Origin of the sequence: Duganella sp. SG902, from assembly GCF_013376005.1 — a bacterium.
Taxonomy (GTDB): domain Bacteria; phylum Pseudomonadota; class Gammaproteobacteria; order Burkholderiales; family Burkholderiaceae_D; genus Rugamonas.
Map to the genome: position 1 here is coordinate 182,438 of NZ_JABMJK010000005.1, position 22,555 is coordinate 204,992.

Below are 22,555 nucleotides of genomic sequence, written 5' to 3' on the forward strand. Positions count from 1 at the left end.
GAGGCGCAAATGCAGATGAACGAACCAGAGGCACACTTCGGCGTGGGACGGCGCAAAACCGGTCCGGTGATCCTCGACCTGAAAAATATCTCGCTTTCCTTCGGCGGCGTGAAGGCGCTGACCGATATCTCGTTCGACGTGCGCCAGCATGAAATCCGCGCCATCATCGGCCCCAACGGCGCCGGCAAGAGCTCCATGCTCAACGTGATCAACGGCGTGTACCGCCCGCAGCAGGGCCAGATCGTGTATCGCGGCGAAGTCCGCAAGAACATGGACTGCCACGCCGCCGCCAAGTCCGGCATCGCCCGCACCTTCCAGAACATCGCCCTGTTCAAGGGCATGACGGTGCTCGACAACATCATGACCGGCCGTAACCTCAAGATGAAGTCCAACTTCCTGATGCAGGCGCTGTACTGGGGGCCGGCGCGGCGCGAGGAGATCGCCCACCGCATCAAGGCCGAGGAGATCATCGACTTCCTGGAGATCCAGGCCATCCGCAAGACGCCGGTCGGCCGCCTGCCCTACGGCCTGCAAAAGCGCGTGGAACTGGGCCGCGCGCTGGCCGCCGAGCCGGAAATCCTGCTGCTCGATGAACCCATGGCCGGCATGAATGTCGAAGAGAAGCAGGACATGTGCCGTTTCATCCTCGACGTGAACGACCAATTCGGCACCACCATCGTGCTGATCGAGCACGACATGGGCGTGGTGATGGACATCTCCGACCGCGTGGTGGTGCTGGACTACGGTAAAAAAATCGGCGACGCCACGCCGGACGAAGTGCGCAACAACCGCGACGTCATCAACGCTTATCTCGGGGTGGAGTGCCAATGAATCTCAACTTCTTCTTCGAGGTGCTGATCGGCGGCCTGCTGTCCGGCGTGATGTATGCGCTGGTGGCGATTGGCTTTGTGCTGATATACAAGGCGTCCGGCGTGTTCAACTTCGCACAGGGCGCGATGGTGTATTTCGCCGCGCTGACCTGCGTCGGCGTGATGGACAAGCTGGGCGTGTCGCTGTGGATCGCGCTGCCGGTCACGGTGGCGGTGATGATCCTGCTTGGCCTGTCGATCGAGCGCGTGGTGCTGCGGCCCCTGGTGAACCAGCCCGAGATCACGCTGTTCATGGCCACCATCGGCCTGGCCTTCTTTATCGAGGGGCTGGCACAACTGATGTTCGGCGCGCAGGTGCGCAAGCTGGAACTGCCGATCGAAGACGTGCCGTCGCAGTACCTGATGGACCACTACAATATCCTGGTCTCGCAATTCGACATCATGGCGGCGCTGGTGTGCGGCTTGCTGGTCACCACGCTGGCCCTGCTGTTCTCGAAAACCAAGGTAGGCCGCGCGCTGCGCGCGGTGGCGGACGATCACCAGGCCGCGCTGGCGGTCGGCATTCCGCTGCAGCGCATCTGGGCCGTGTTGTGGGCGGTGGCGGGCATCGTGGCGCTGGTGGCGGGCATGCTGTGGGGCGCGCGCAACGGCGTGCAGTTCGCGCTGACCTTTGTCGCGCTGAAGGCGCTGCCGGTGCTGATACTAGGCGGCTTCACCTCCATGCCCGGCGCCATCGTGGGCGGGCTGATTATCGGCGCGTCGGAAAAAATGGCCGAGGTGTACATTGGCCCGATGGTGGGCGGCGGCATCGAGGGCTGGTTCCCTTACGTGCTGGCGCTGTTGTTCCTGCTGGTGCGGCCGGAGGGGCTGTTCGGCGAAAAAATCATCCGGAGAATCTAAACCATGTTCTACCGCGAAGCAGGACAATTCAAAACCAGCTACCAGGCCGACGGCCAGATCTTCCCCATTCTGCAGGACCGCCTTGCGCTATTGGCCTTGCTGGCGATCGCCATCGTGGTGGTGCCGCTGGTGGCGTCGCCGTATGCGCTGTCGGCCATCCTGATCCCCTTCCTGATTTTCTCGCTGGCGGCGCTGGGCCTGAACATCCTGACCGGCTATGCCGGCCAGCTGTCGCTCGGCACGGCGGCCTTCATGGCGGTGGGGGCGTTCGCGTCGTATAACTTCATCCTGCGCATCCCCGGCTTGCCGGTGCTGCTGGCGTTCGTGCTGGGCGGATTGAGCGCGGCGCTGGTCGGCATCGCGTTCGGCCTGCCGTCGCTGCGCATACGCGGCTTCTACCTCGCCGCCGCCACGCTGGCGACGCAGTTCTTCGTGGTCTGGTGCCTGACCAAGATTCCCTACCTGACCAACTACAGCGCTTCCGGCGTGATCACCGCGCAGCCCATCGTCATCCTCGGCTATGCCTTCGATACGCCGGACCGCAAATACCTGCTGGTGCTGGCCGTGGTGGCGGTGATGGCGCTGCTGGCCAAGAATATGATCCGCTCCAACGTCGGCCGCTCCTGGATGGCGGTGCGCGACATGGACGTGGCGGCCGAGGTGATCGGCTTCCGCCTGATGCGCACCAAGCTGCTGGCGTTCGCGGTCAGCTCCTTCTACTGCGGCGTGGCGGGTGCGCTGTATGCGTACGCCTACCTCGGCACCGTGGAGCCGGAAGCCTACAACCTCGATCTGTCGTTCCGTATCCTGTTCATGATTATCATCGGCGGTGTCGGCTCCGTGCTGGGCTCCTTCCTTGGCGCGGCCTTCATCGTGCTGCTGCCGGTGCTGCTGAATGTGGTGGCGCACAGCCTTGCGCTGCCGACCAGCGTGGCCTCCAACCTGGAGCTGATGGTGTTTGGCGCGCTGATTATATTTTTCCTGATCGTCGAGCCGCACGGCCTGGCGCGCCTGTGGCAAATTGGTAAAGAGAAGTTGCGTTTGTGGCCGTTCCCCCATTAAAAAATCAGAGGAGACACATATGAAACGCTTTGCATCCATCATCGCCGGCATCACGCTTGCCGCCAGCGGCGCCGCCGTCGCGCAGCCGGCGGAGCAGTACGTCGCCCTGCCCTCGTATCGTGTAGGGCCTTACGCGGCGGGCGGTTCCGGTTTTTATGGCGGCATCATCGACTACTTCAACCTGGTCAACCTGTCCGGCGGCGTGAATGGCGTGAAGATTTCGTGGGAAGAGTGCGAGACCGAATACAACCCGTCGCGCGGCGTGGAGTGCTACGAGCGTTTGAAAACCAGGAACGGCGGCGCGACCCTGGTCGAGCCTTTGTCCACCGGCGTCGCCTACGGCATTCTGGACCGGCTGGCGGTCGACAAAATCCCTATGACGATGATCGGCTACGGGCGCTCGGACGCCGCCAACGGCAAGGTCTTCCCCTATGTCTTCCCGCTGATCACCAGCTACTGGAACCAGGCCGCCGCCATGATCAAGTACCTCGGCGACAAGGAAGGCGGCGTCGACAAGCTCAAAGGCAAGAAGATCGTCCACCTGTATCATGATTCGGCGTTCGGCAAAGAGCCCTTGCCGGTGCTGGAGGCGCTGGCCAAGCAGCACGGCTTTGAGCTGATCAAGATTCCCGTCACGCCGCCGGGCAGCGAGCAGCAGTCGCAATGGCTGCAGATCCGCCAGGCGCGGCCCGACCATGTGATCCTGTGGGGCTGGGGTTCGATGAACGCGGTCGCCATCAAGACCGCGCAGCGCAACGGCTTCCCGCGCGAGAAAATCCTGGGCGTGTGGTGGGCCGGCTCGGAGGAGGACACCGTGCCGACCGGCGACGCCGCCAAGGGCTACAGCGCGATGACCTTCAACACGCCCGGCAACTACCCGGTGCTCGACGAGATCCGCAAAAAACTGTACGACGCCGGCAAGGGCAACCTGGCCGATCCCGCCCGCATCGGCAGCGTGTATCACATGCGTGGCGTGAGCGCGGCCATCCTGTGGGTGGAAGCGATGCGCACCGCGCAGGAGAAGTTCGGCAAAGGCAAGCGTGTGACCGGCGAGCAGCTGCGCTGGGGCCTGGAGAACCTGAACGTGGACGAGGCGCGCCAGAAAGCCATCGGCGCCCTCGGCATGCTGCCGGTGGTGAAGACCAGCTGCGACGATCATGAAGGCTCGGGCGCGGTGAAGGTGCAGCAGTGGGACGGCAAGAAGTGGAACGCCATCACGCCGAACTGGATCGTCGGCGACAAGGCGCTGACCCGCAAGCTGCTGGAGGACAGCTCCGCGGCCTACGTGGCCGAGAAGAAGATCACTCCCGGGTGTGCCAAATGACGGCGGCGCCCTACCTGTCTGTGAATAACGTCGAAGTTATCTACGACCACGTGATCCTGGTGCTGAAGGGCGTGTCGCTGCAGGTCCCGCAGGGCAAGATCGTCGCCCTGCTGGGCGCCAACGGCGCCGGCAAATCCACCACGCTGAAGACCATCTCCACCCTGCTGCGCGGCGAACGCGGCGACGTCACCAAGGGCGAAGTCCAGTTCAAGGGCGAACGCATCGACCAGCTGACGCCCAATGAACTGGTCAGGCGCGGCCTGTCGCAGGTGATGGAGGGCCGTCACTGCTTCGGCCACCTGACCATCGAGGAAAACCTGCTGACCGGCGCCTACACGCGCCGCGCCTCGCGCGCGGAGCTCAAGGAATCGCTGGACAAGGTCTACCACTACTTCCCGCGCCTGAAGGAGCGGCGCGGCAGCCAGGCCGGCTACACTTCCGGCGGCGAGCAGCAAATGTGCGCCATCGGGCGCGCGCTGATGGCGCGGCCGTCCATGATTTTGCTGGACGAACCGTCGATGGGCATCGCGCCGCAAATCGTTGAGGAGATCTTTGGCATCGTCAAGGATTTGAACAGCAAGGAGAACGTCTCCTTCCTGCTGGCCGAGCAAAACACCAGCATCGCCCTGCGCTACGCGGACTTCGGCTACATCCTGGAAAACGGCCGCGTGGTGATGGAAGGCGCGGCGGCCGACCTGGCGTGCAACGAGGACGTGAAAGAGTTTTACCTCGGCGTCTCCGGCGCCGGCCGCAAGAGCTTCCGCGACATGAAATTCTACCGGCGCCGCAAGCGCTGGCTGGCATAAGGAACAAAATGAATCTCACCAAGGCCAAGGCTTACTGCCGCAAACTGCCCGGCGCCACCGAGGACATCAAATGGGAAACCAACCTGGTGTTCTCGGTCGGCGGGAAAATGTTCGCCGTCACCGGCGCAGATGGCAGCGAGCGTGGCATCAGCTTCAAGGTCGATGACGACCGCTTCCTGGAACTGACCGACCGTCCCGGCATCATTCCGGCGCCCTACCTCGCGCGCGCCAAATGGGTTTACATCGAAGACCCGAAAGCCATCACCGACGCGGAGGCGGCCGAACTGCTGCAACGCTCCTATGAACTGGTGTTCGGCAAACTGACCAAGAAGCTGCAACGCGAAATACAAGGATCCTGACCATGGCCGACACTTTCGACAGCCTGGAAGCACGCGCGCCGGAACAACGCGAACGTGAGCTGATGACACGCCTGCCGCAGCTGGTGGCGCGCGCCAAAGCCGCCGCCGGATGGTCGCGCATCCTCAAGGACGTCAACGCCGCCGACATCAACAGCCGCGCCGCCCTCGCCACGCTGCCGGTGACGCGCAAGTCCGAGCTGCACACGCTGCAGCGGCAGCAGGCGCCGTTCGGCGGCTTGAACACCACGCCGGTGGGCCAGCTGGCGCGGGTCTACATGTCGCCCGGCCCCATCTTCGATCCCGAGGGACGTGGCGCCGACTGGTGGCGCTTCGCGCGGCCGCTGCACGCCACCGGCGTGCGCGCCGGCGGCCTGCTGCAGAACTGCTTCGCCTACCACTTCACGCCGGCCGCCTTCATGGTGGAGGGCGGCGCCGCGCGCATCGGTTGCGCGGTGATCCCGGCCGGCAGCGGCCAGACCGAGATGCAGGTGCAAGCCATCCACGCGCTGCGGCCCGACACTTACGTCGGCACGCCGTCCTTCCTGAAGATCATCATCGAGAAGGCGCGGGAGATGGGTCTCGACATCAGCGGCATCCAGCGCGCGCTGGTCAGCGCGGAGGCGCTGCCCGAATCGCTGCGCGCGTGGTTCGCCGAGCATGGCGTGCCGCGCGTGCTGCAAGCCTACGCCTCGGCCGACATCGGCTGCATCGCCTACGAGACCCACAGCGGCGACGAGCGCGATCCCGGCATGGTGCTGGATGAAGACGTGCTGCTGGAGATCGTCCGCCCCGGCAGCGGCGATCCGGTGCCTCCCGGCGAAGTGGGCGAAGTGGTGGTCACCGTCTTCAATCCGGACTACCCGCTGATCCGCTTTGCCACCGGCGACCTGTCGGCGATATTGACCGGCGTGCCGCCCTCACCGTGCGGGCGCACCAACACCCGCATCAAGGGCTGGCTGGGACGCGCCGACCAGACCACCAAGGTGCGCGGCATGTTCGTGCATCCGTCGCAGGTGCACGACATCGCGCGCCGCCACCCGCAGATTGTGAAGGCGCGCCTGGTGGTCTCCGGCCAGATCGCGCAGGAAGCGATGACGCTGCATTGCGAGGTGGCCGATCCAGCCAGCGCAAGCGGCGCCGATATCGTCGAGTCCATCCGCAAGCTGACCAAGCTGCGCGGCGAGGTGGAGTTTGTCGCGGTGGGCAGCCTGCCCAACGACGGCAAGGTGATCGCGGACATGCGCGACTATCAATAAAAGTTCGCGTAATTGAGGGATAATAACGGTCTTCACATTCGTTTTTAACAAAAGATCATGCAAGAGTTCCACCACAACCGCGCCCGCGCGCTGATGCAAAGCGCCGAAGAACTGTACACCAAGCAGGACGTCGACAACGCTGTCACCGCCATGGCCGAGACGCTGAACGCCCGCTACAACCAACCGGACAGCGAGGAATTCCCACTGGTGCTGGGCGTGATGGGCGGCGCCGTGGTCTTCACCGGCAACCTGCTGCCGCAGCTGACCTTCCCGCTGGAATTCGACTACATCCACGTCAGCCGCTACGGCGACGAAGACAAGGGTGGCGAAGTGGTGTGGAAAGTGGTGCCGCGCTCGAACGTCAGCGGCCGCACCGTGATCGTGCTGGACGACATCCTCGACGAAGGTGAAACGCTGGCCCACGTCAAGCAACGCCTGCTGGACATGGGCGCCAAGGAAGTGATCCTGGCCGTGTTTGCCGACAAAGCCATCGGCAAGGCCAAGCCGGTGAAGGCCGACATCGTCGGCATCACCATCCCCAACCGCTTCGTGGTCGGCTTCGGCATGGACGCCTACGGCTACTGGCGCAACCTGCCCGGCCTGTGGGCGATCAACACCGAGGCCTAAGGCCGCAACTGGTAAGCGTCGATGAACTTGCGTACGCCGTCGGGGTGCGCGCTCTTCCACGCTTCGAACTCGGCGCGCCAGGATTCCTTGTATTGCAACAGCAGCAAGGCTGGCTCCAGCTGATCGGCCTGGGCCAGCCTTCGCATGGTTTTCAGCGCCGGATCCTGCAATTCGCCGCCGCCCTGGGCGGACAACTCATCGGCCACCTGCAAGGCCTTGCGCCATGCCGCCAGCTCGATGGCGAACGGCGACGCCCCGGCCTTGCCTTCAATCGCCTGCTGCGTGGCCAGCGCCAGCCATAACCCGGCATCGGGTTGCCTGGCGGGGTCCGCGCCCTTCAGCGACGGATCGACGGTCAGATTCAGTGTACGCGTGGCGGGATCGAGCTGGCCTTTCGCCTTGCGCACCAGATTCAGGGGAGTCAGCGGAAAACCGCTGTTGGTGCGCAACTGATTGAGCTTGACCCAGTTCGGCATTTGACTCGGTTGCGCGGCGATGCCGCCCATCAGCGCGCCTTCGGCCGGCCCCGGCTTGCCCTGGGCCGCCAGCGCGTCCGCCAGGAAGCGCCAGCCTTGCGAATTCAGCGGCTCCACCTCGACGCCCTTGCGGAAGCGTTGCTCGGCCTCGGCAAATTTTTTCTGGAAGTAATAGCAATCGCCGGCGTAGATCCAGGCCTGGGAATAGTTGGGGTCGAGCGCGGCGGCACGCTCGTAATGCGCCAGCGCTTCATCGAGCTTGCGTTGGGTGAACAGCAGCTCGCCCTCGTGCAGCGCGGCGGCCGCTTCCGGTGTGGGCTGGTGCAGCGGCAATGGCCTGTCATCGGCAAGCTCACGCAGCACCTCCATCGCCACCGGATCGTTGGCATGCTTTTGCAGCGCCTGGCGGGCCATGTCTTCCGCCTGTTGACGCAACTTGAGGGCGCCTGCCTCCTGCGTTTGCTTGGCCATACTCAACAACATGCCCGCGATGCTGGACAAGGGCAGCGACGCCTGCGGGTCGGCCTGGGCGGCAGCCGAAAATTTCTCGAAAGCTTCCTTGTACTTGCCCTGCGTCTGCAATGCATGACCTTGATGGATCAGCGCCTCGGCCTCGGCGTTGATCGGCACCAGGCCCTGCGCATGGCCTGCGACACAGACCAGCGCCAGCAGCAGCGCGATAATTTTTTTCATGGATCCACCGGCAGTTTGCATTGACGGTCTATTATGGCAGGATTGCATGATAAATAACATGATCGGAGACAGCATGAAATTCACGCACCTTCTCGCCTGCCTGCTCATCTGTTCGCCGGTCATGGCCGGACAGCAAACCTGGATCACCAACGTCAAACTGGTGTCGCCGGAAAAACTGGACCGCATCGAAACCGGCAGCGTCCTGATCGAGGACGAGCGCATCGTCCGCGTCGAGCGCGGCGCCGGCGCGCAGGCGCCGAAAGGCGCGACGCGGATCGATGGCCACGGTTACTACCTCACGCCAGGCCTGATCGACTCCCACGTCCACCTCATCGCCGTGCCCGGTATGAGCTTCGAGCAATCCGAGCGCACGCGGGCGATGTCCGACGCCTACTTCGCGCAAATGCCGCGCTCCTACCTCTACTACGGCTACACCACCGTGATCGACCTCGCGGCCGGCAGCCGCGAGTTCATCGACCGCGTCAAGGCCATGCCGCGGCATCCGGACATCTACGACTGCGGCCCGCCGCTGGTGATGGCCAATGGCTATCCGATGACTTTCCTGCCGCCCGAAGTGCGCTTCAAGGCGTTCTCCAACTTCATCTACGATCCGGCGCAAAAAGACCGCATCCCGAGCCAATACAAGCCGGAAGACTACACGCCCGCCAAGGGCGTCGCCCGGGTCAAGGCCGACCACGCCATCTGCCTGAAGACCCACTTCGAACGCGGCTTCGGCAGCCAGCACGACCTGCCGGTGATGAGTCCGGAAACCTACGCCGAGGTGCGCCGTCTGGCCACCCAGGAAAAACTGGTGCTGATCACCCACGGCAACTCGCTGGAAGCCCAGACCTTCGCGGTCAACGGTGGCGCCGACGTGCTGGCCCACGGCTTGTGGAACTGGGGGCCGCTGAACAAAGCCACCGAACTGCCGGACGAAATCAAACGGCTGCTGGACCAGATCGTCGAGCGCAAGATCGGCTTCCAGCCCACCATGCAGGTGCTGTACGGCTTGCGCGCCTACGTCGATCCCGACTATCTGAAAACGCCCGCGCTGGCCAAACTGCTGCCGCCGGACATGCTGGCCTGGTTCAAGACGCCGGAAGGCAACTGGTTCAAGGAGGAAGTGGCGGAAGACGGCGCCAGCGACGAGGCGGCGCGCCAGGGACTGGAAGCGCCGCTGCGGCGGCAGCGCCAGGTGGTGGCCTATTTAGCGGGCAAGAACGCCAATTTCCTGTTCGGCTCCGACACCCCGTCCTCGCCGACCTACGGCAATGTGCCGGGCCTGAACGGCTATCTGGAGATGCGCAACCTGCACCAGGCGGGCCTGTCGCTGGAGCAGGTGTTCAAGGCGGCCACCATCAGCAACGCCCGCGCCTTTCATCTGGACACGGACCTCGGCAGCATCGAGCCGGGCAAGCTGGCCAACCTGGTGCTGATGAAGGAATCCCCGCTGCGGGACATCCGTGCCTACGACTCGATAGACACGGTGTGGGTACGGGGCAAGCCGGCGGCGCGCGACAGCCTGGCCGTCGGCCGCTGAGCGATTACAGGGCCAGGCGGGCGCGGGCGGCGTCGTACTCGCGCTTGAGGCGTTCCACCATTTCGGCCGTCGATGGAACGTCATCCATCAGGCCGACGCCCTGGCCGGCGCCCCAGATGTCGCGCCAGGCCTTGGCGCTGCTGGAGCCGAAATTCATCGCGGTCTTGTCGGCGGTCGGCAAGGCGTCCGGGTCCAAACCAGCGGCAACGATCGACTTCTTCAGGTAATTTCCGTGAACGCCGGTGAACAGATTGGAGTACACGATGTCCGCCGCGGTCGATTCGACGATGGCCTCGCGATAGCCGTCGCTGACGTTGGATTCCTTGGTCGCCAGCCAGCGCGAGCCGATGTAGGCGAAGTCCGCCCCCATGGCCTGCGCCGCCAGGATCGCATCGCCGGTGGCGATGGAGCCGGACAGGGCGATCGGCCCCTTGAAGAATTTGCGCACCTCGCCCACCAGCGCGAACGGCGACAGCGTGCCGGCATGGCCGCCGGCGCCGCTGGCCACCAGGATCAAGCCGTCCACACCGGCTTCCAGCGCTTTTTCCGCGTGGCGGATCGAAATCACGTCATGCAGCACGATGCCGCCGTAGCTGTGGATGGCGTCCAGCATCTCTTTCGGCGGCGCGCGCAGCGAGGAGATGATGATCGGGATCTGGTGCTTAACGCACACTTCCACGTCATGCGCGAGGCGGTCGTTGGACTGGTGCACGATCTGGTTGACGGCGATCGGGCCGACGCGCTTGTCCGGGTTGGCGGCCTGGAACTCCGCCAGCTCGTTTTGCAGGTCGGTCAGCCACACGTCCAGCTGCTCGGCCGGCCGCGCGTTCAGCGCCGGGAAGGAGCCGACGATGCCGGCCTTGCATTGCGCCGCCACCAGCGCGGGACCGCTGGCGATGAACATCGGGGAAGCGATGACGGGAAGGGTGAGGTTTTGCAAGACTGCAGGCAAGGTCATGGCGGACTCGCTGGGTGAGTTGATCGGTTCGGACGATTATAGATCGAAAATAGTACGACCGTGCCATAAATAGACCTTGCCCTCTACATTTCCTCTACTGCAAGTGTTGCGCGGCACGGACAATGAAATCGGCAACCTGTCGCGGTTGCGAAATCAGCGACATGTGGCTGGATTGCAGCACCACGCTGTCGGCCTTGATCTGCGCCGCCAGCTTGCGCTGGACCGCGAACGGCAGCGCCTTGTCGTTCGCCGTCATCAGATACCAGCTCGGCTTGTCATGCCACGCGGCGTGGCCGATCTTGTCGGCAAAGGCGCTGGCCGCCATCGGCTGCTGGGTGGCCGCCAGAATGCGCACCGTGGCGGCCGGAACGTCCGCCGCCATGATCTGGGCGTAAGGCCCGGGCTGGTCCAGCCAGATGCGGCCTTGCTGGTCCGGCGTCAGCCCGGTCATCGGCGCGCCCAGCCGGTCCAGCATGGCGGCGGCCGACTCCCCGCTGTCCGGCACCATGGCCGACAGGTAGACCAGCCCTTGCACTTGCGGCAAATTGCCGGCCTCGGTGATCACCACGCCAGCCCAGGAATGCCCCACCAGCAGCACCTTGCCGGGCTGGCGCTCCACCACCGCCCGCGTGGCCGCCACGTCATCGGCCAGCGAGGTCAAGGGATTTTGCACCGCCGCCACCCGGCAGCCGCGCTCCTGCAAGGCCGCGATCACGCCGGACCAGCTGGAGGCGTCGGCAAACGCGCCGTGCACCAGCACGATGCTGACGGCCGCGCACAGGGCGGCGCTCATGCCGCCACCGGCGCGGCCAGCGCGGCGACCGCCTCTGGCACGCCATCGAGCGCGGCCTTGATCGATTGGCTGCGCAATTCCGCGCCCTTGGACAGCAATTCGGCGCGCAACACGCTGAACTGGCGAATGCCGAGGAAGTTGAAATAAGCCCGCGTGTAGGTCTCGTGGAAATCCATGGCCGCCGCCGGACCGGACGCGTAACCGCCGCCGCGCGTCGACGCCATGATCACTTTTTTGTCGCCGGCGATGCCGACCGGGCCGGCCGAGGTGTACTGGAAAGTCCGGCCGGGCTGGGCGATCCGGTCAAACCACGCCTTGAGCTGGCTCGGGACGGAAAAGTTATACATCGGCACGCGCAGCACGATGATGTCGCTGGCCAGCAGTTCCGTCACCAGTTGCTCCGACAAAGCGTGCTCGGCGCGGTCGGTGGCGCTGAACTGCTCGATTTCGCTGGGACGGAAGCCGGCGGCGATCACCGCGTCCATGTGCGCCACCGGCTGGGCGGCGAGGTCGCGATAGACGCGGCGCGCGTGCGGATAACGGCGGCCCAGCTCGGCCGCGATGGCCGCGCTCAGGGTGCGGGAAACGGAAGCATCGCCAAAGATGCTGCTATCAAGGTGCAGGATTTGCATGGTGTTCTCCGAAAAAGAAGTCCCTGCAGAATAGTCCCGCCAGATTATGTCCACCAGCCGTTAAAATAGATCACTTTGTTCTACCAGCAGGACAATACCGCCATGATGGAAGACTTCAACGATCTCGCCTTCTTCGCCGCCGTGGTGACCCACGGCAGCTTCTCCGGCGCCGCGCGGGCGCTCGGCGTTCCCAAGTCCCGCATCAGCCGCCGCATCGCCGAGCTGGAGCAACGGCTGGGCGTGCGCTTGCTGCAACGCTCTACGCGCGCCATGCGCGTGACCGACGTCGGCGCCGCCTTCTTCGCCCACTGCGAGACCATGACCCAGGCCGCCCGGGCCGCGCTGGAGGCGGCCGAGCACGCGGGCGAGCGGCCATCGGGGCGGGTGCGCGTCAGTTCGCCGGCCGGCGTGGCCCACCTGTTCCTGGCGCCGCTGCTGCCGCGCTTCCTGTGCGCCCATCCGGACGTGCGGCTGGAGCTGGAGCTGACCAATCGCCGTGTTGACGTGATCGGCGAGGGCTTTGACGTGGCGATGCGCGTCCGCACCGCGCTCGACGATTCGGACCTGGTGGTGCGTACTTTTGGCGTCAGCGATCAGGTGCTGGTCGCCAGTCCCGGCTTCATCGCCAGCCACGGGCCTTTCCCCAGTCCCGAGGCGCTGAACGGCAAGGCGGGACTCGGCACCGGCGGCCGGGCCGGCGAACCACCCCGCTGGCGCCTCAGCGCGCCGGACGGGGAAACGGTGGACATCAGCTATGTGCCGGCCTTGGTCAGCGACGATGTGGAACTATTAACGATCGCGGCCGCCGGCGGGGCCGGCATCGCGCTGGTGCCCTACAACGCCTGCCGCAAGGCCGTCGAGCAAGGCCAGCTGGAGCTGCTGTTCCCCGAATACCATGCCGGAAGCCATCAACTGCACGCGGTGTATGCCTCGCGTCGCGGGTTGTTGCCGGCGGTGCGCGCCTTCATCGAGTTTCTTGCCGCCGAGCTGCCGCAGACGATGCAGCAGCAGCGTGTTTCAGGTATTAAGTAAGTACTCACCCTCAACCTCGGCCGCATGGCTGCGAACCAACTGGCTGACCGCCCACTCCCCTAACTGCTCCGGCGATTGCTTGAGGAAGTTGGCATTAGCCGCCGCGAACACCGGCATTGAGGTCAGCAGGGTCGGCACATCGGCCAGTGGAATGCGCTGGCGCTCGAGCAGCAGAAACTTGAGCAGCACCTTCAAGGCGTTCTGCGCGTTGCGCACCGGATCGGCGGCGAGATAATCCAGCCGCGAGCGTGCGCGCGCCAGCGCGCCGTCCACGTCGCTGAACGGCGCGCCATGGCCGGGGATGACCAGCCGCACATCGAGCCCGGCGATCAGGTCCAGTGTGGCGCGCTCCTCGGCGAAGCCGGATTTTCCGTCGAGTTCAGGGAAGATGACGCCAAAACCGTTTTCCCACAGGGCGTCGGCGGAAATCAGCAGCTTTTCCTGTGGACAGTAAAAGATCAGGGAATGCGGATCGTGGCCGGGGGCGGCCAGCGCCTGCCATTCCATGTCCGCCAGCGTCACCACATCGCCCGGGGCCAGCGTGGCGTCGAAGGTGAAACGGTCGCAGCGCTGGCCGGTGGCCTTGAAACTCAGCGCTTCCACGTCCCAGTGGCGGACTTTGTCCGCCTCCGCCACCGGAATCGAGGTCTTGCAGCCGAAATGCGCCTGCAGCATGGCGTTGCCGCCGCAGTGATCTGAATGCAGATGGGTATTGATGATCTGGTCGAGATGGCGGCCATGCAGCACGTGGCGCACCAGTTCCAGCGTCTGCTCGGCGTGCGCGACGTAGCCGGTATCGATGATGGCCGTGTCATGGCGGCCCAGCAACATGATGTTGTTGGACGACAGCCAACCCCGCTCAAATACCTGTATCGACTCCGGCAGCGCGTTCATTCTTCCTCGTCAAAGTGGACGCTCAACCGCCGCCGCGGCAATTCGGCCCAGACGGCGCGCTTGAAATCGTCGTCGGCCCCGCCCCAGGCCACGATCTCTTCAATGGTGCGCAGGCAGCCCATGCAATAGCGGCGCTCCGTGTCCATTTTGCACAGGCTGACACAGGGCGACGGCACCGGCGACGGCGTTATGTTGGTGACTTCACTCATGGCCACATTATGCCGCGAAGCCGCTTGACTTGGGGGCGGGGAAGCGTAGACTCACCATCCATATAGATGGCGATTAGATGGAGACATAGTGGCCAAGCAAGAAATAAAGCTGAAGATTGCCGAATCAGAAAAAATCACCATTAATCTGGGCCCGATCGATTTGGGCCAGATTGACCTGCTGGTGCAGGAGGGGTTTTACTCCAACCGCACCGATCTGATCCGCACGGCGATCCGCAACCAGCTGAACCAGCACGCCGAGGTGGTCAAGCAGACCGTGGCGCGCAAGAGCCTGGTATTGGGCATGCAGCATTACTCGCGCGCCGACCTGGAAGCCATCCAGGCGGCCGGCGAACGGCTGCAAATCCAGGTGCTGGGCCTGGCCAGCATCGCCAGCGACGTATCGGTCGAACTGGCGCTGGCCACCATTGAATCCATTTTTGTGCTCGGCTCGCTGCATGCCAGCGCCGTCCTCAAGACCGCACTGGCGCCACGCATCCATTAAGGAGTGCCATGAAGCTTAATTTTCTAACGCAAATGCGCGAAGCTGCGCAGCATTTCATCAACAAGACTATCCCGCAGCAACGCGCCGCCGGACGCCCACAGCCGGCCATGCGCGATATTAACCCGCCACCGCCGAGCGCCGCGCCAGCCAGGCCCGCGCCGGAGGCCGAGCCGCCCCACGCAGCGCCGAACCCGGCCACGCATCCTGCCGAGTTCGCGCAAGATATATTGACCCGGATGGGCATCAACGTCGACTTGCAGGCCAACCTGGAGCGCGCCATCGATCTCGGGGCGCGGCGGCATCCAACGCCGGTCCAGCCGCCGGCGGACGGCGCGCAATTTCTCAGCGGCAGTTACACCAACCACGCCGGCACCCGCAATTACAAGCTGTACATTCCCGCCAGCTACCACGGGCAAGCCATGCCCTTGCTGGTGATGTTGCACGGCTGCACGCAGAACCCGGACGACTTCGCCGCCGGCACGCAGATGAATCAGCTGGCGGAGGAAATGGGCTGCTTTGTGGTCTATCCGGAGCAGAACGCCAACGCCAATCACTCCAAGTGCTGGAACTGGTTCAACGCCATCGACCAGCAGCGCGGCCAGGGCGAGCCGTCCATCATCGCCGGCATCGCGCAGCAGATCATTGAGGACTATCCGGTCAACGAACGTCAGGTGTACGTGGCGGGCCTGTCGGCGGGCGGCGCGATGGCGGTGATCGTCGGCACCCTGTATCCGGAATTGTTCGCGGCGGTGGGCGTGCATTCGGGCTTGCCGTTTGCGTCGGCGCAGGATTTGCCGTCGGCGCTGACGGCCATGAAGCGCGGCGTGCATCGCGCGGCCAAGGCCGGCAACGGGTCGCAGCCTATCATTGTGTTCCATGGCGACAGCGACACCACGGTCAACCCGGTCAACGGCGAGCAGGTGATGGCGCAGCGGCTGCATCATCACCGGGGCGCGCGGCCGCTGGTGCAGTCGGGGGCGGTGCCGAACGGCTACCGCTACACCCAGACCACGCACACCACGGCCGATGGCACGCCGGTGGGCGAACATTGGGTGGTGCATGGAGCGGGCCACGCGTGGTCGGGCGGCAGCACATCGGGCAGCTACACCGACGCCAAAGGCCCGGACGCCAGCCGCGAGATGTTGCGCTTTTTCCGCACCGTGAGCTGATCAGAACAGACGGCTGGCGAGGCCGGCAACCGCCAGCACGATGCTGAACGTGAGGCCGGCCACCCAGTAGGTAAGCTTGTCGATGCGGGCGTTCACCCGGTCGAAAGCGGCCTGGGTATCGCGCCGGTCCTGATCGATGCGATCATGCGTGCTGCGCCGTTCCTGATCGTAATGGACCCGGTCCGCTTGCCGGATTTGCTCATACAGGGTCTGCCTGGCCTGCTCGGCTTGCTCAAACCGCGCCTGCTTGGCCTGCTCGGCTTGCTCGAACCGCGCGCGCTCCTGATCGAAGCGGGCCTGCTTGACCTGCTCGGCTTGTTCGAACCGCGCGCGTTCCTGATCGAAGCGGGCCTGCTTGACCTGCTCGGCTTGCTCATACCGCACCCGCTCCTGTTCGAAGCGGGCCTGGGTATCGCGCCGGTCGCGGTCCATTTTTTCGAGCAATTCGTCAAAGCGCGCCTGCGTCGCGCTGTGGTACAGCTCTTGCTGGCGTTGCAAGGTAAGCAGGATGCTGGTGACATTGTCCATGCGCGTCTCCAGCCGCACGATGCGGGTGAGATGGTCATCGTCAGCCGCGCCACTTTGATTGTCAAGCGGGGTCGTGTTCATGTGCGCACTCCCAAGCAGGGTTATGCGCCATTGTCGAGCGGCGTACCGGGAGGCGTTTGAGATGTGTCAATGATGTGCTGTCTGAGGCAGGCCGGGCACCAGCAGCTGGCGCCCGGGGCGGACGGGACGGCCACGGCAGGCGGCAAATAAGTGCACCAGCACGGCTCCGCCGGGACGGCGGGATCGGCATCCTTCATCGCGCAGGAAAACTGCGCACCGCAGCGGGAACAGGTACTCATGCCCCCAGCGTAGCCGGGCTTAAGGGAAAATACAACCGGAAGGCCCTATAATGCGTACTTGCCGCGCCAACAGGCTGTAAAATTGCGCCCAAAATCTTTTCTACCGGACTCGCCATGACCCAACTGACCAACCTGAACTTAGGCATGAATGACGATTTGACCTCGGTCTCCCCGCAGATCAAAGCGCAGATTCTGGCTGAGGCCCTCCCGTACATCCGCAATTACCACGGCAAAACCATCGTCATCAAATACGGTGGCAACGCCATGACCGAGGACCGCCTGAAACACGGCTTCGCGCGCGATGTCATTTTGCTCAAACTGGTGGGCATGAACCCGGTGGTGGTGCACGGCGGCGGTCCGCAAATCGACAACGCGCTGAAGAAGATCGGCAAGCAAGGCACCTTCGTGCAGGGCATGCGCATCACCGACGAGGAAACCATGGAAGTGGTGGAGTGGGTGCTGGGCGGCGAAGTGCAGCAGGACATCGTGATGTTGATCAATCACTACGGCGGCCAGGCCGTCGGCCTGACCGGCAAGGATGGCGGCCTGATCCGCGCGCGCAAGATGGCCATGCCGGACAAGGAAAATCCGGGCCAGACCCTGGACATCGGCTTCGTCGGCGAGATCGAGGCGATCAACCCGGCCGTGGTGAAGGCGCTGCAGGACGACGCCTTCATTCCTATCATCTCGCCGATCGGCTTCGGCCAGGATGGCCAGGCCTACAACATCAACGCCGACGTCGTCGCCGGCAAGATCGCGGAAATCCTGAAAGCCGAAAAGCTGATCATGATGACCAACATCGCCGGCGTGCAGGACAAGCAGGGCAATCTGGTGACCGACCTGTCGGCGCGCGAGATCGACGAGATGTTCGCCGACGGCACGATTTCGGGCGGCATGCTGCCCAAAATTTCATCAGCCCTGGACGCCGCCAAGTCCGGCGTGAACACGGTTCACATCATCGATGGCCGTATCGAGCATTCTTTGTTGCTGGAAGTCTTGACCGAACAGGCTTTTGGCACTATGATCCGGTCTCACTGAAAAAAAGGCGGTCTCGCCGGCAGTCGGTGAAACCGCCACATTTCAAATGCCCTTGTAGCTCAGTGGTAGAGCACTCCCTTGGTAAGGGAGAGGCCACGTGTTCAATCCACGTCAAGGGCACCACTTCCCGCAGCACCCCTTCCCCTTCTAGTAAATCCGTTCCACCGTCAGCCCGCGCTTGCGCAGCAGTTCCGGCACGCTCGTCTTGCCAAGCAAATGCAGCACGCCGATCGCCGCCACGCTGTTGTTTTCACGCGCCATCAGCTTGACCATGCCGTCGGCCAGTGCGGGATTGCGGCCCTCCAGCAGCACCTGCTGCACGAAGCGGCCGGAGAAGGTGTCGTCCTGCTCCGCCTTCAGCGCCAGCGCGTCCAGCGCCGCGATGTCGGCCTTGCGCCAGGCATCGGCGATCTCGCGCGCCTGTTTGGCCTGTTCCTTGTCCTCGATGCCGGCGATGGCCTCCTCCAGGAACATCAGCTGCTCGTTGGGCGTCATCTTGTCGAACAGCGCCATCTGGCTGTCGGCCGATTCCAGCTCGACGATTTTCTGGCCGGCGGCATGCGCCTGTTTCGACAGGTGCGCATCCACCGCCATCGACGCCTCGTAGCCCTGCGCGGCGAACTCGCTGACCGTCAGCAGGCTGGCGAGCAGCCATGGCTTCATGGTCGCCACCGTTTCGGGTTCGATGTTGTACTGCTTGAGCAAGCGATCAAGGCGCTGGCGCAAGGCCGGCGGCATGCCCGCCATGGCCTTGTTGCTCAAGCCGTGCTGCTGCACCGCGCGCGCCAGCTTTTGCGGATCGCCCAGCGGATCGATCTCCAGCGCCAGCACCGGCGCTTTTTTGAGCAGGCCCGCCAGGCGCGGCTCCAGGGGATAAAAATCCTTCGACCCCACGTGGATGGTGCCGAACAAGTACAGCGTATGCGCGCCCTGCCGCACCTTGAACAAGGCGCCGCGGTTCTGCGCCGGCGCCGGCTCGGCCGACCATGCGGGACCCAGCACAAACAAGAACAAACTGCAGAACATCACTATAATCTGGCGCTGCATGGTTTCCTTCGTTGGTAGATATGACGTGAATATTACTCGCTCCTCGCCCGTGTGGCTGTTTGATCTCGATAACACGCTGCACAACGCCTCGCATGCCATCTTCCCCGCTATCATGGCCGGCATGAACAGCTATCTCGCGCGCCTGCTGGGAGACGGCGTCACGCCCGCCAGCGACGAGGTGGTCAACGCCACCCGCACCATGTACTGGCAGCGCTACGGCGCCACCACGCTGGGCGTGGTCAAGCACCACGGCGTGAAGGCCGAGCACTTTCTCGATGCCACCCATCGCTTCGACGACCTGCCGGCCATGATCCGCGCCGAGCGCGGACTGCGCCAGCTGCTGCGCCGCCTGCCCGGCCGCAAAATCCTGCTGACCAACGCGCCGCACCGCTACTCGTCGCAAGTGCTGCGCCATCTCGGCCTGCAGCGCCAGTTCCAGCACCACGTGGCGGTGGAGTCGATGACGGTGCACCGGCAGATGCGCCCCAAGCCATCCAGGCTGATGCTGCACAAACTGATGCGCCACCACCAGCTCACGCCGCGCCGCTGCATCCTGGTCGAGGACACGCTGGCCAATCTGCGCAGCGCGCGCCAGCTGGGCATGCGCACCGCGTGGGTGACGCAATACCTCACCGTTGGCGACACGGCCGGCCTGGCGCATCCGCAAAAGCGCTTAATTCGCCCCGCTTACGTCGATGTCAAAGTAAAATCTGTCAGGAACCTGCCGGCACGCCTGCACCGCCTGCGCTGACCACCCCTTATTTAACCCGCGAGATTCATATGGCAAGCACACCGCCGGGCCAGCGCCGTTTGCAAATCCTGCAGGCGCTGGCGGAGATGCTGGAACAGCCCAAGGGCGACAAGATCACCACCGCCGCGCTGGCGCGCAAGCTGGAGTTTTCCGAGGCCGCGTTGTACCGGCATTTCGCCAGCAAGGCGCAGATGTTCGAGGGACTGATCGAGTTCGTCGAGCAAACCGTGTTCGGCCTGATTAACCAGATCGCCGAGCGCCAGAGCGACGGCCTGGCGCAGGCGCGCGACATCGTCGCCATGCTGCTCAACTTCGCCGCGCAGAATCCGGGCATGACGCGGGTGCTGATCGGCGATGCGCTGGTCAACGAGGACGAGCGCCTGCAGCTGCGCATGAACCAGTTCTACGACCGCGTGGAGCTGGCGCTAAAGCAGGCCTTGCGCATCGCCGCCAGCGAAGGACAGGCGCACGAAGCCGATGCCGCCGCGCGCGCGGGCATGCTGGCCAGTTTCGTCATCGGCCGCTGGCACCGTTACGCCAAGAGCGGCTTCAAAAACAACCCGACGCAAGACGCGGCGGTGCAAATCACTTTGCTCCTATCGTAATGAACACCGAAGTATTCGCCCTGCTGGACGACGCCAGCCCGGAAGCAGCGCAGACCGGCAGCCGTTCGCGCCTCTACACCGGCCACACCGCCACGCTGCGCTGCGACGACGTCGCGCAATGGCCGCAGGTGCTGGCGCGCATGCGGGCGGCGCTCGCGCGCGGCGAATACGCGGTGACCGTGTGCGCCTATGAGCTGGGCGAGGAACTGCTGTCGCTGCAAAGCGCCGGCCTGCCGCCACGCGCCGCGGCGGCGGCCCCGCTGGCGCGCATCCTGCTGTTCAGGGACTGCGCCCAGCTCGACGCGCGGCAGGTGAGCGACTGGCTGGCCGCACGTTCCTTTCCGATCGATCGCCCGGCCGGCATCGCCAACATCCGCGCCAACATCGACCAGGACGCGTTCAGCGCGGCGCTGGCGCGCATTCACGACTACATCGCGGCCGGCGACACCTACCAGGTCAATTACACCTACCGCCTGCGTTTTGACGCGTTTGGCGGCATCCATGCGCTGTACGCGCGCCTGCGCGGGCGCCAGCCGGTTCCCTACGGCGCGCTGATCGCGCTGGATGACGGCAGCGCCGTGCTGTCGCTGTCGCCGGAACTGTTCGTGCGCCACAGCGATGGCGTGCTGACCGCGCGGCCGATGAAAGGCACGGCGCCCGCCGCGCCACCGTCGCAGCAGGCGGAAAACATCCTGCGCGCCACCAACCTGGCCGCCGACGCCAAGAACCGCGCCGAGAACCTGATGATCGTCGATCTGCTGCGCAACGACATCGCGCGCGTGGCCGCCACCGGCAGCGTGGAGGTGCCGGCGCTGTTCGAGGTGCACCGCTACGCCAGCGTGCTGCAGATGACGTCCACCATCACCGCGCAATTGCGCGGGGACGCTACGCTGGCCGACATCTTTGAAGCGCTCTACCCATGCGGCTCCATCACCGGCGCGCCGAAACGCCGCACCATGGAAATCATCCGCGAGCTGGAGCCGGACGCGCGCGGCATCTACACCGGCGCCATCGGCTGGTTCGATCCGCGCGACGATGGCAAGGTGGGCGACTTCTGCATGTCGGTGCCGATCCGTACGCTCACCCTGCAACCGCAGGGCGACGACGGCGTGCGCCACGGCGAAATGGGCGTCGGCGCCGGCATCGTGTTCGACAGCGACGCCAACGAAGAATACGCCGAGTGCAAACTCAAGGCGCGCTTCCTCACCGGCCTGCAAAACGATTTCGACATCTTCGAAACCATGTACGCCACACCGGGCGGCGGCATCCGCCATCGCGAGCGTCATCTGAAACGGCTGGCCGCGTCGGCCGCCTATTTCGGCTTCCCGTGGGACGAGAAAGCCGCCAGCGCCTACATGGACGCCGCCAGCGCCATGCTGGAGCCGCAGCACGCGGCGTATCGCGTGCGGCTGGCCATCAATCCATCCGGCGCCTTCGCCGTGCAGCACGCGCCGCTGGCGCCATTGGCCGAACCGGTGCGCGTGCTGCTGGCCGAGGACGCCACCAGCAGCGATGACCTGTTCCTGCGCCACAAAACCAGCATCCGCGCGCGCTACGACGCCGCCTGGCGCGACGCCGAGGCGCAAGGCGCCTTCGACACCCTGTTTTTTAATGAACGCGGTGAGCTGACGGAGGGGGGACGCAGCAGCGTGTTCGTGCGCGTGGGCGGCCGCTGGCTCACGCCGCCCTTGCGCAGCGGCGTGCTGCCCGGCGTGATGCGCGCCGTGCTGCTGGACGATCCCGCGTGGAACGCCAGCGAGGCCGTCGTCACCCGCGCCATGCTGGAGCAAGCCGAAGACATGGTCATCTGCAACGCCCTGCGCGGCCCCGTGCGCGCCACGCTCACAGGTCGATAATCATCTCGAAGCCGCCGTAGATCATGCGCTTGCCGTCGAACGGCATGTTGGCCGGATCCATGTAGCTGGCGATGCGCGGGTCCTTCATCACCTTTTCATTGATCTCGTCGCGGCGCGCGCGCGATTCGTAGACGATCCATGAGAACACCACGACCTCCTCCTCCTTCAGGATGACGCTTTGCGGGAACGAGGTGACTTTGCCGGGCGGGACGTCGTCGCCCACCGTTTCGCGGAATTCCAGCGCGCCGTATTCCTTCCACACGGCGCCGCATTCCAGCGACATTTTCTTGTATGCCTCAAGGTTTGCCTTGGGCACCGGAATCACAAAACCGTCTACGTAGGGCATGG

The 22,555-nt window shown here is 64.6% G+C and carries 26 protein-coding genes and 1 tRNA gene; 17 read left to right on the top strand and 10 right to left on the bottom strand.

Annotated elements, in window-relative coordinates:
* Positions 1 to 9 precede the first annotated feature (9 nt).
* Genes FHW83_RS12865 through FHW83_RS12900 form a run of 8 tightly spaced genes read left to right on the top strand, consistent with a single transcriptional unit; the run spans position 10 to position 7,164 of the window.
* Complete coding sequence (locus tag FHW83_RS12865; RefSeq protein ID WP_229224160.1) at positions 10 to 831, top strand: ABC transporter ATP-binding protein; 822 nt, start codon at positions 10 to 12, stop codon at positions 829 to 831.
* Positions 828 to 1,730: a branched-chain amino acid ABC transporter permease gene (locus FHW83_RS12870; protein WP_176646752.1), complete on the top strand. Its 903-nt coding sequence runs from the start codon at positions 828 to 830 to the stop codon at positions 1,728 to 1,730. Before FHW83_RS12865 ends, FHW83_RS12870 begins: the two co-directional genes overlap by 4 nt.
* A gap of 3 nt (positions 1,731 to 1,733) precedes the next feature.
* A complete protein-coding gene (locus tag FHW83_RS12875) occupies positions 1,734 to 2,792 on the top strand; it encodes a branched-chain amino acid ABC transporter permease (RefSeq protein ID WP_176646753.1) in 1,059 nt (352 codons plus the stop codon).
* Between the two features lie 19 nt (positions 2,793 to 2,811).
* Positions 2,812 to 4,116 carry an ABC transporter substrate-binding protein gene (locus FHW83_RS12880; protein WP_176646754.1) on the top strand — a complete coding sequence of 435 codons (1,305 nt, stop codon included), beginning with the start codon at positions 2,812 to 2,814 and terminating at the stop codon, positions 4,114 to 4,116.
* Positions 4,113 to 4,922, top strand: coding sequence for an ABC transporter ATP-binding protein (locus FHW83_RS12885; protein ID WP_176646755.1), 810 nt, complete (start codon positions 4,113 to 4,115; stop codon positions 4,920 to 4,922). Before FHW83_RS12880 ends, FHW83_RS12885 begins: the two co-directional genes overlap by 4 nt.
* 8 nt (positions 4,923 to 4,930) lie before the next feature.
* Positions 4,931 to 5,281 (top strand): MmcQ/YjbR family DNA-binding protein, encoded by a 351-nt coding sequence (locus tag FHW83_RS12890; protein WP_176646756.1) that lies wholly within the window; start codon positions 4,931 to 4,933, stop codon positions 5,279 to 5,281.
* A gap of 2 nt (positions 5,282 to 5,283) precedes the next feature.
* Complete coding sequence (locus FHW83_RS12895) at positions 5,284 to 6,537, top strand: phenylacetate--CoA ligase family protein (protein ID WP_176646757.1); 1,254 nt, start codon at positions 5,284 to 5,286, stop codon at positions 6,535 to 6,537.
* 57 nt (positions 6,538 to 6,594) lie between these two features.
* Positions 6,595 to 7,164, top strand: coding sequence for a hypoxanthine-guanine phosphoribosyltransferase (locus FHW83_RS12900; RefSeq protein WP_176646758.1), 570 nt, complete (start codon positions 6,595 to 6,597; stop codon positions 7,162 to 7,164).
* Here FHW83_RS12900 and FHW83_RS12905 read toward each other — a convergent pair.
* Positions 7,161 to 8,333 (bottom strand): tetratricopeptide repeat protein, encoded by a 1,173-nt coding sequence (locus FHW83_RS12905; RefSeq protein ID WP_176646759.1) that lies wholly within the window; start codon positions 8,331 to 8,333, stop codon positions 7,161 to 7,163. The genes FHW83_RS12900 and FHW83_RS12905 overlap by 4 nt on opposite strands.
* A gap of 73 nt (positions 8,334 to 8,406) precedes the next feature.
* On the opposite strand from FHW83_RS12905, the gene FHW83_RS12910 reads away from it, so the two are divergent.
* Positions 8,407 to 9,873 (top strand): amidohydrolase family protein, encoded by a 1,467-nt coding sequence (locus tag FHW83_RS12910; protein ID WP_176646760.1) that lies wholly within the window; start codon positions 8,407 to 8,409, stop codon positions 9,871 to 9,873.
* Between the two features lie 4 nt (positions 9,874 to 9,877).
* Here FHW83_RS12910 and FHW83_RS12915 read toward each other — a convergent pair whose 3' ends face one another.
* The 3 genes from FHW83_RS12915 to FHW83_RS12925 all read right to left on the bottom strand — a co-directional run bounded on the left by FHW83_RS12915 (position 9,878) and on the right by FHW83_RS12925 (position 12,256).
* On the bottom strand, positions 9,878 to 10,831 hold the full coding sequence (locus FHW83_RS12915) for a nitronate monooxygenase family protein (RefSeq protein ID WP_176646761.1): 954 nt from the start codon (positions 10,829 to 10,831) through the stop codon (positions 9,878 to 9,880).
* A 94-nt stretch (positions 10,832 to 10,925) separates the two neighbouring features.
* A complete protein-coding gene (locus tag FHW83_RS12920) occupies positions 10,926 to 11,624 on the bottom strand; it encodes an alpha/beta hydrolase (RefSeq protein WP_176646762.1) in 699 nt (232 codons plus the stop codon).
* A complete protein-coding gene (locus tag FHW83_RS12925) occupies positions 11,621 to 12,256 on the bottom strand; it encodes an FMN-dependent NADH-azoreductase (RefSeq protein ID WP_176646763.1) in 636 nt (211 codons plus the stop codon). Before FHW83_RS12925 ends, FHW83_RS12920 begins: the two co-directional genes overlap by 4 nt.
* Before the next feature lie 105 nt (positions 12,257 to 12,361).
* Between FHW83_RS12925 and FHW83_RS12930 the strand changes: the two genes are divergently transcribed.
* Entirely contained in the window at positions 12,362 to 13,288 is a 927-nt protein-coding gene (locus FHW83_RS12930) for a LysR family transcriptional regulator (protein WP_176647028.1), read from the top strand.
* Here FHW83_RS12930 and FHW83_RS12935 read toward each other — a convergent pair.
* Both FHW83_RS12935 and FHW83_RS12940 read right to left on the bottom strand, forming a co-directional pair.
* Entirely contained in the window at positions 13,274 to 14,182 is a 909-nt protein-coding gene (locus tag FHW83_RS12935) for an MBL fold metallo-hydrolase (RefSeq protein WP_176646764.1), read from the bottom strand. The genes FHW83_RS12930 and FHW83_RS12935 overlap by 15 nt on opposite strands.
* Positions 14,179 to 14,391 carry a DUF1289 domain-containing protein gene (locus FHW83_RS12940; RefSeq protein ID WP_176646765.1) on the bottom strand — a complete coding sequence of 71 codons (213 nt, stop codon included), beginning with the start codon at positions 14,389 to 14,391 and terminating at the stop codon, positions 14,179 to 14,181. The genes FHW83_RS12935 and FHW83_RS12940 overlap by 4 nt, the downstream gene beginning before the upstream one ends.
* A gap of 88 nt (positions 14,392 to 14,479) precedes the next feature.
* On the opposite strand from FHW83_RS12940, the gene FHW83_RS12945 reads away from it, so the two are divergent.
* Entirely contained in the window at positions 14,480 to 14,893 is a 414-nt protein-coding gene (locus tag FHW83_RS12945; RefSeq protein WP_176646766.1) for a CopG family transcriptional regulator, read from the top strand.
* A 32-nt stretch (positions 14,894 to 14,925) separates the two neighbouring features.
* Positions 14,926 to 16,062 carry a PHB depolymerase family esterase gene (locus FHW83_RS12950; RefSeq protein WP_176647029.1) on the top strand — a complete coding sequence of 379 codons (1,137 nt, stop codon included), beginning with the start codon at positions 14,926 to 14,928 and terminating at the stop codon, positions 16,060 to 16,062.
* On the opposite strand, the gene FHW83_RS12955 is transcribed toward FHW83_RS12950, so the two are convergent.
* Together FHW83_RS12955 and FHW83_RS12960 are read right to left on the bottom strand one after the other, a co-directional pair.
* Entirely contained in the window at positions 16,063 to 16,671 is a 609-nt protein-coding gene (locus tag FHW83_RS12955; RefSeq protein ID WP_176646767.1) for a hypothetical protein, read from the bottom strand.
* A gap of 20 nt (positions 16,672 to 16,691) precedes the next feature.
* Entirely contained in the window at positions 16,692 to 16,910 is a 219-nt protein-coding gene (locus FHW83_RS12960) for a cysteine-rich CWC family protein (protein ID WP_176646768.1), read from the bottom strand.
* 144 nt (positions 16,911 to 17,054) lie between these two features.
* On the opposite strand from FHW83_RS12960, the gene argB reads away from it, so the two are divergent.
* Together argB and FHW83_RS12970 are read left to right on the top strand one after the other, a co-directional pair.
* Positions 17,055 to 17,948 (top strand): acetylglutamate kinase, encoded by an 894-nt coding sequence (gene argB / locus FHW83_RS12965; protein ID WP_176647030.1) that lies wholly within the window; start codon positions 17,055 to 17,057, stop codon positions 17,946 to 17,948.
* Positions 17,949 to 17,996: 48 nt separating this feature from the next.
* Positions 17,997 to 18,071: transfer RNA gene (locus tag FHW83_RS12970), tRNA-Thr, on the top strand.
* 24 nt (positions 18,072 to 18,095) lie between these two features.
* On the opposite strand, the gene FHW83_RS12975 is transcribed toward FHW83_RS12970, so the two are convergent.
* Positions 18,096 to 18,995 (bottom strand): TraB/GumN family protein, encoded by a 900-nt coding sequence (locus tag FHW83_RS12975; protein WP_229224162.1) that lies wholly within the window; start codon positions 18,993 to 18,995, stop codon positions 18,096 to 18,098.
* On the opposite strand from FHW83_RS12975, the gene FHW83_RS12980 reads away from it, so the two are divergent.
* The 3 genes from FHW83_RS12980 to pabB are packed head-to-tail and all read left to right on the top strand — an operon-like array spanning position 18,994 to position 22,207.
* Positions 18,994 to 19,746: an HAD-IA family hydrolase gene (locus FHW83_RS12980; protein WP_176646769.1), complete on the top strand. Its 753-nt coding sequence runs from the start codon at positions 18,994 to 18,996 to the stop codon at positions 19,744 to 19,746. The two genes, FHW83_RS12975 and FHW83_RS12980, sit on opposite strands and share 2 nt — an antisense overlap.
* Before the next feature lie 29 nt (positions 19,747 to 19,775).
* The gene (gene slmA, locus FHW83_RS12985; protein WP_176646770.1) at positions 19,776 to 20,351 is read left to right on the top strand and encodes a nucleoid occlusion factor SlmA; all 576 of its coding nucleotides are present in this window, start codon (positions 19,776 to 19,778) and stop codon (positions 20,349 to 20,351) included.
* Positions 20,351 to 22,207 (top strand): aminodeoxychorismate synthase component I, encoded by a 1,857-nt coding sequence (pabB, locus tag FHW83_RS12990; protein ID WP_176646771.1) that lies wholly within the window; start codon positions 20,351 to 20,353, stop codon positions 22,205 to 22,207. The genes slmA and pabB overlap by 1 nt, the downstream gene beginning before the upstream one ends.
* On the opposite strand, the gene FHW83_RS12995 is transcribed toward pabB, so the two are convergent.
* On the bottom strand, positions 22,194 to 22,553 hold the full coding sequence (locus FHW83_RS12995) for a DUF1428 domain-containing protein (protein ID WP_176646772.1): 360 nt from the start codon (positions 22,551 to 22,553) through the stop codon (positions 22,194 to 22,196). The two genes, pabB and FHW83_RS12995, sit on opposite strands and share 14 nt — an antisense overlap.
* Positions 22,554 to 22,555: the final 2 nt, after the last annotated feature.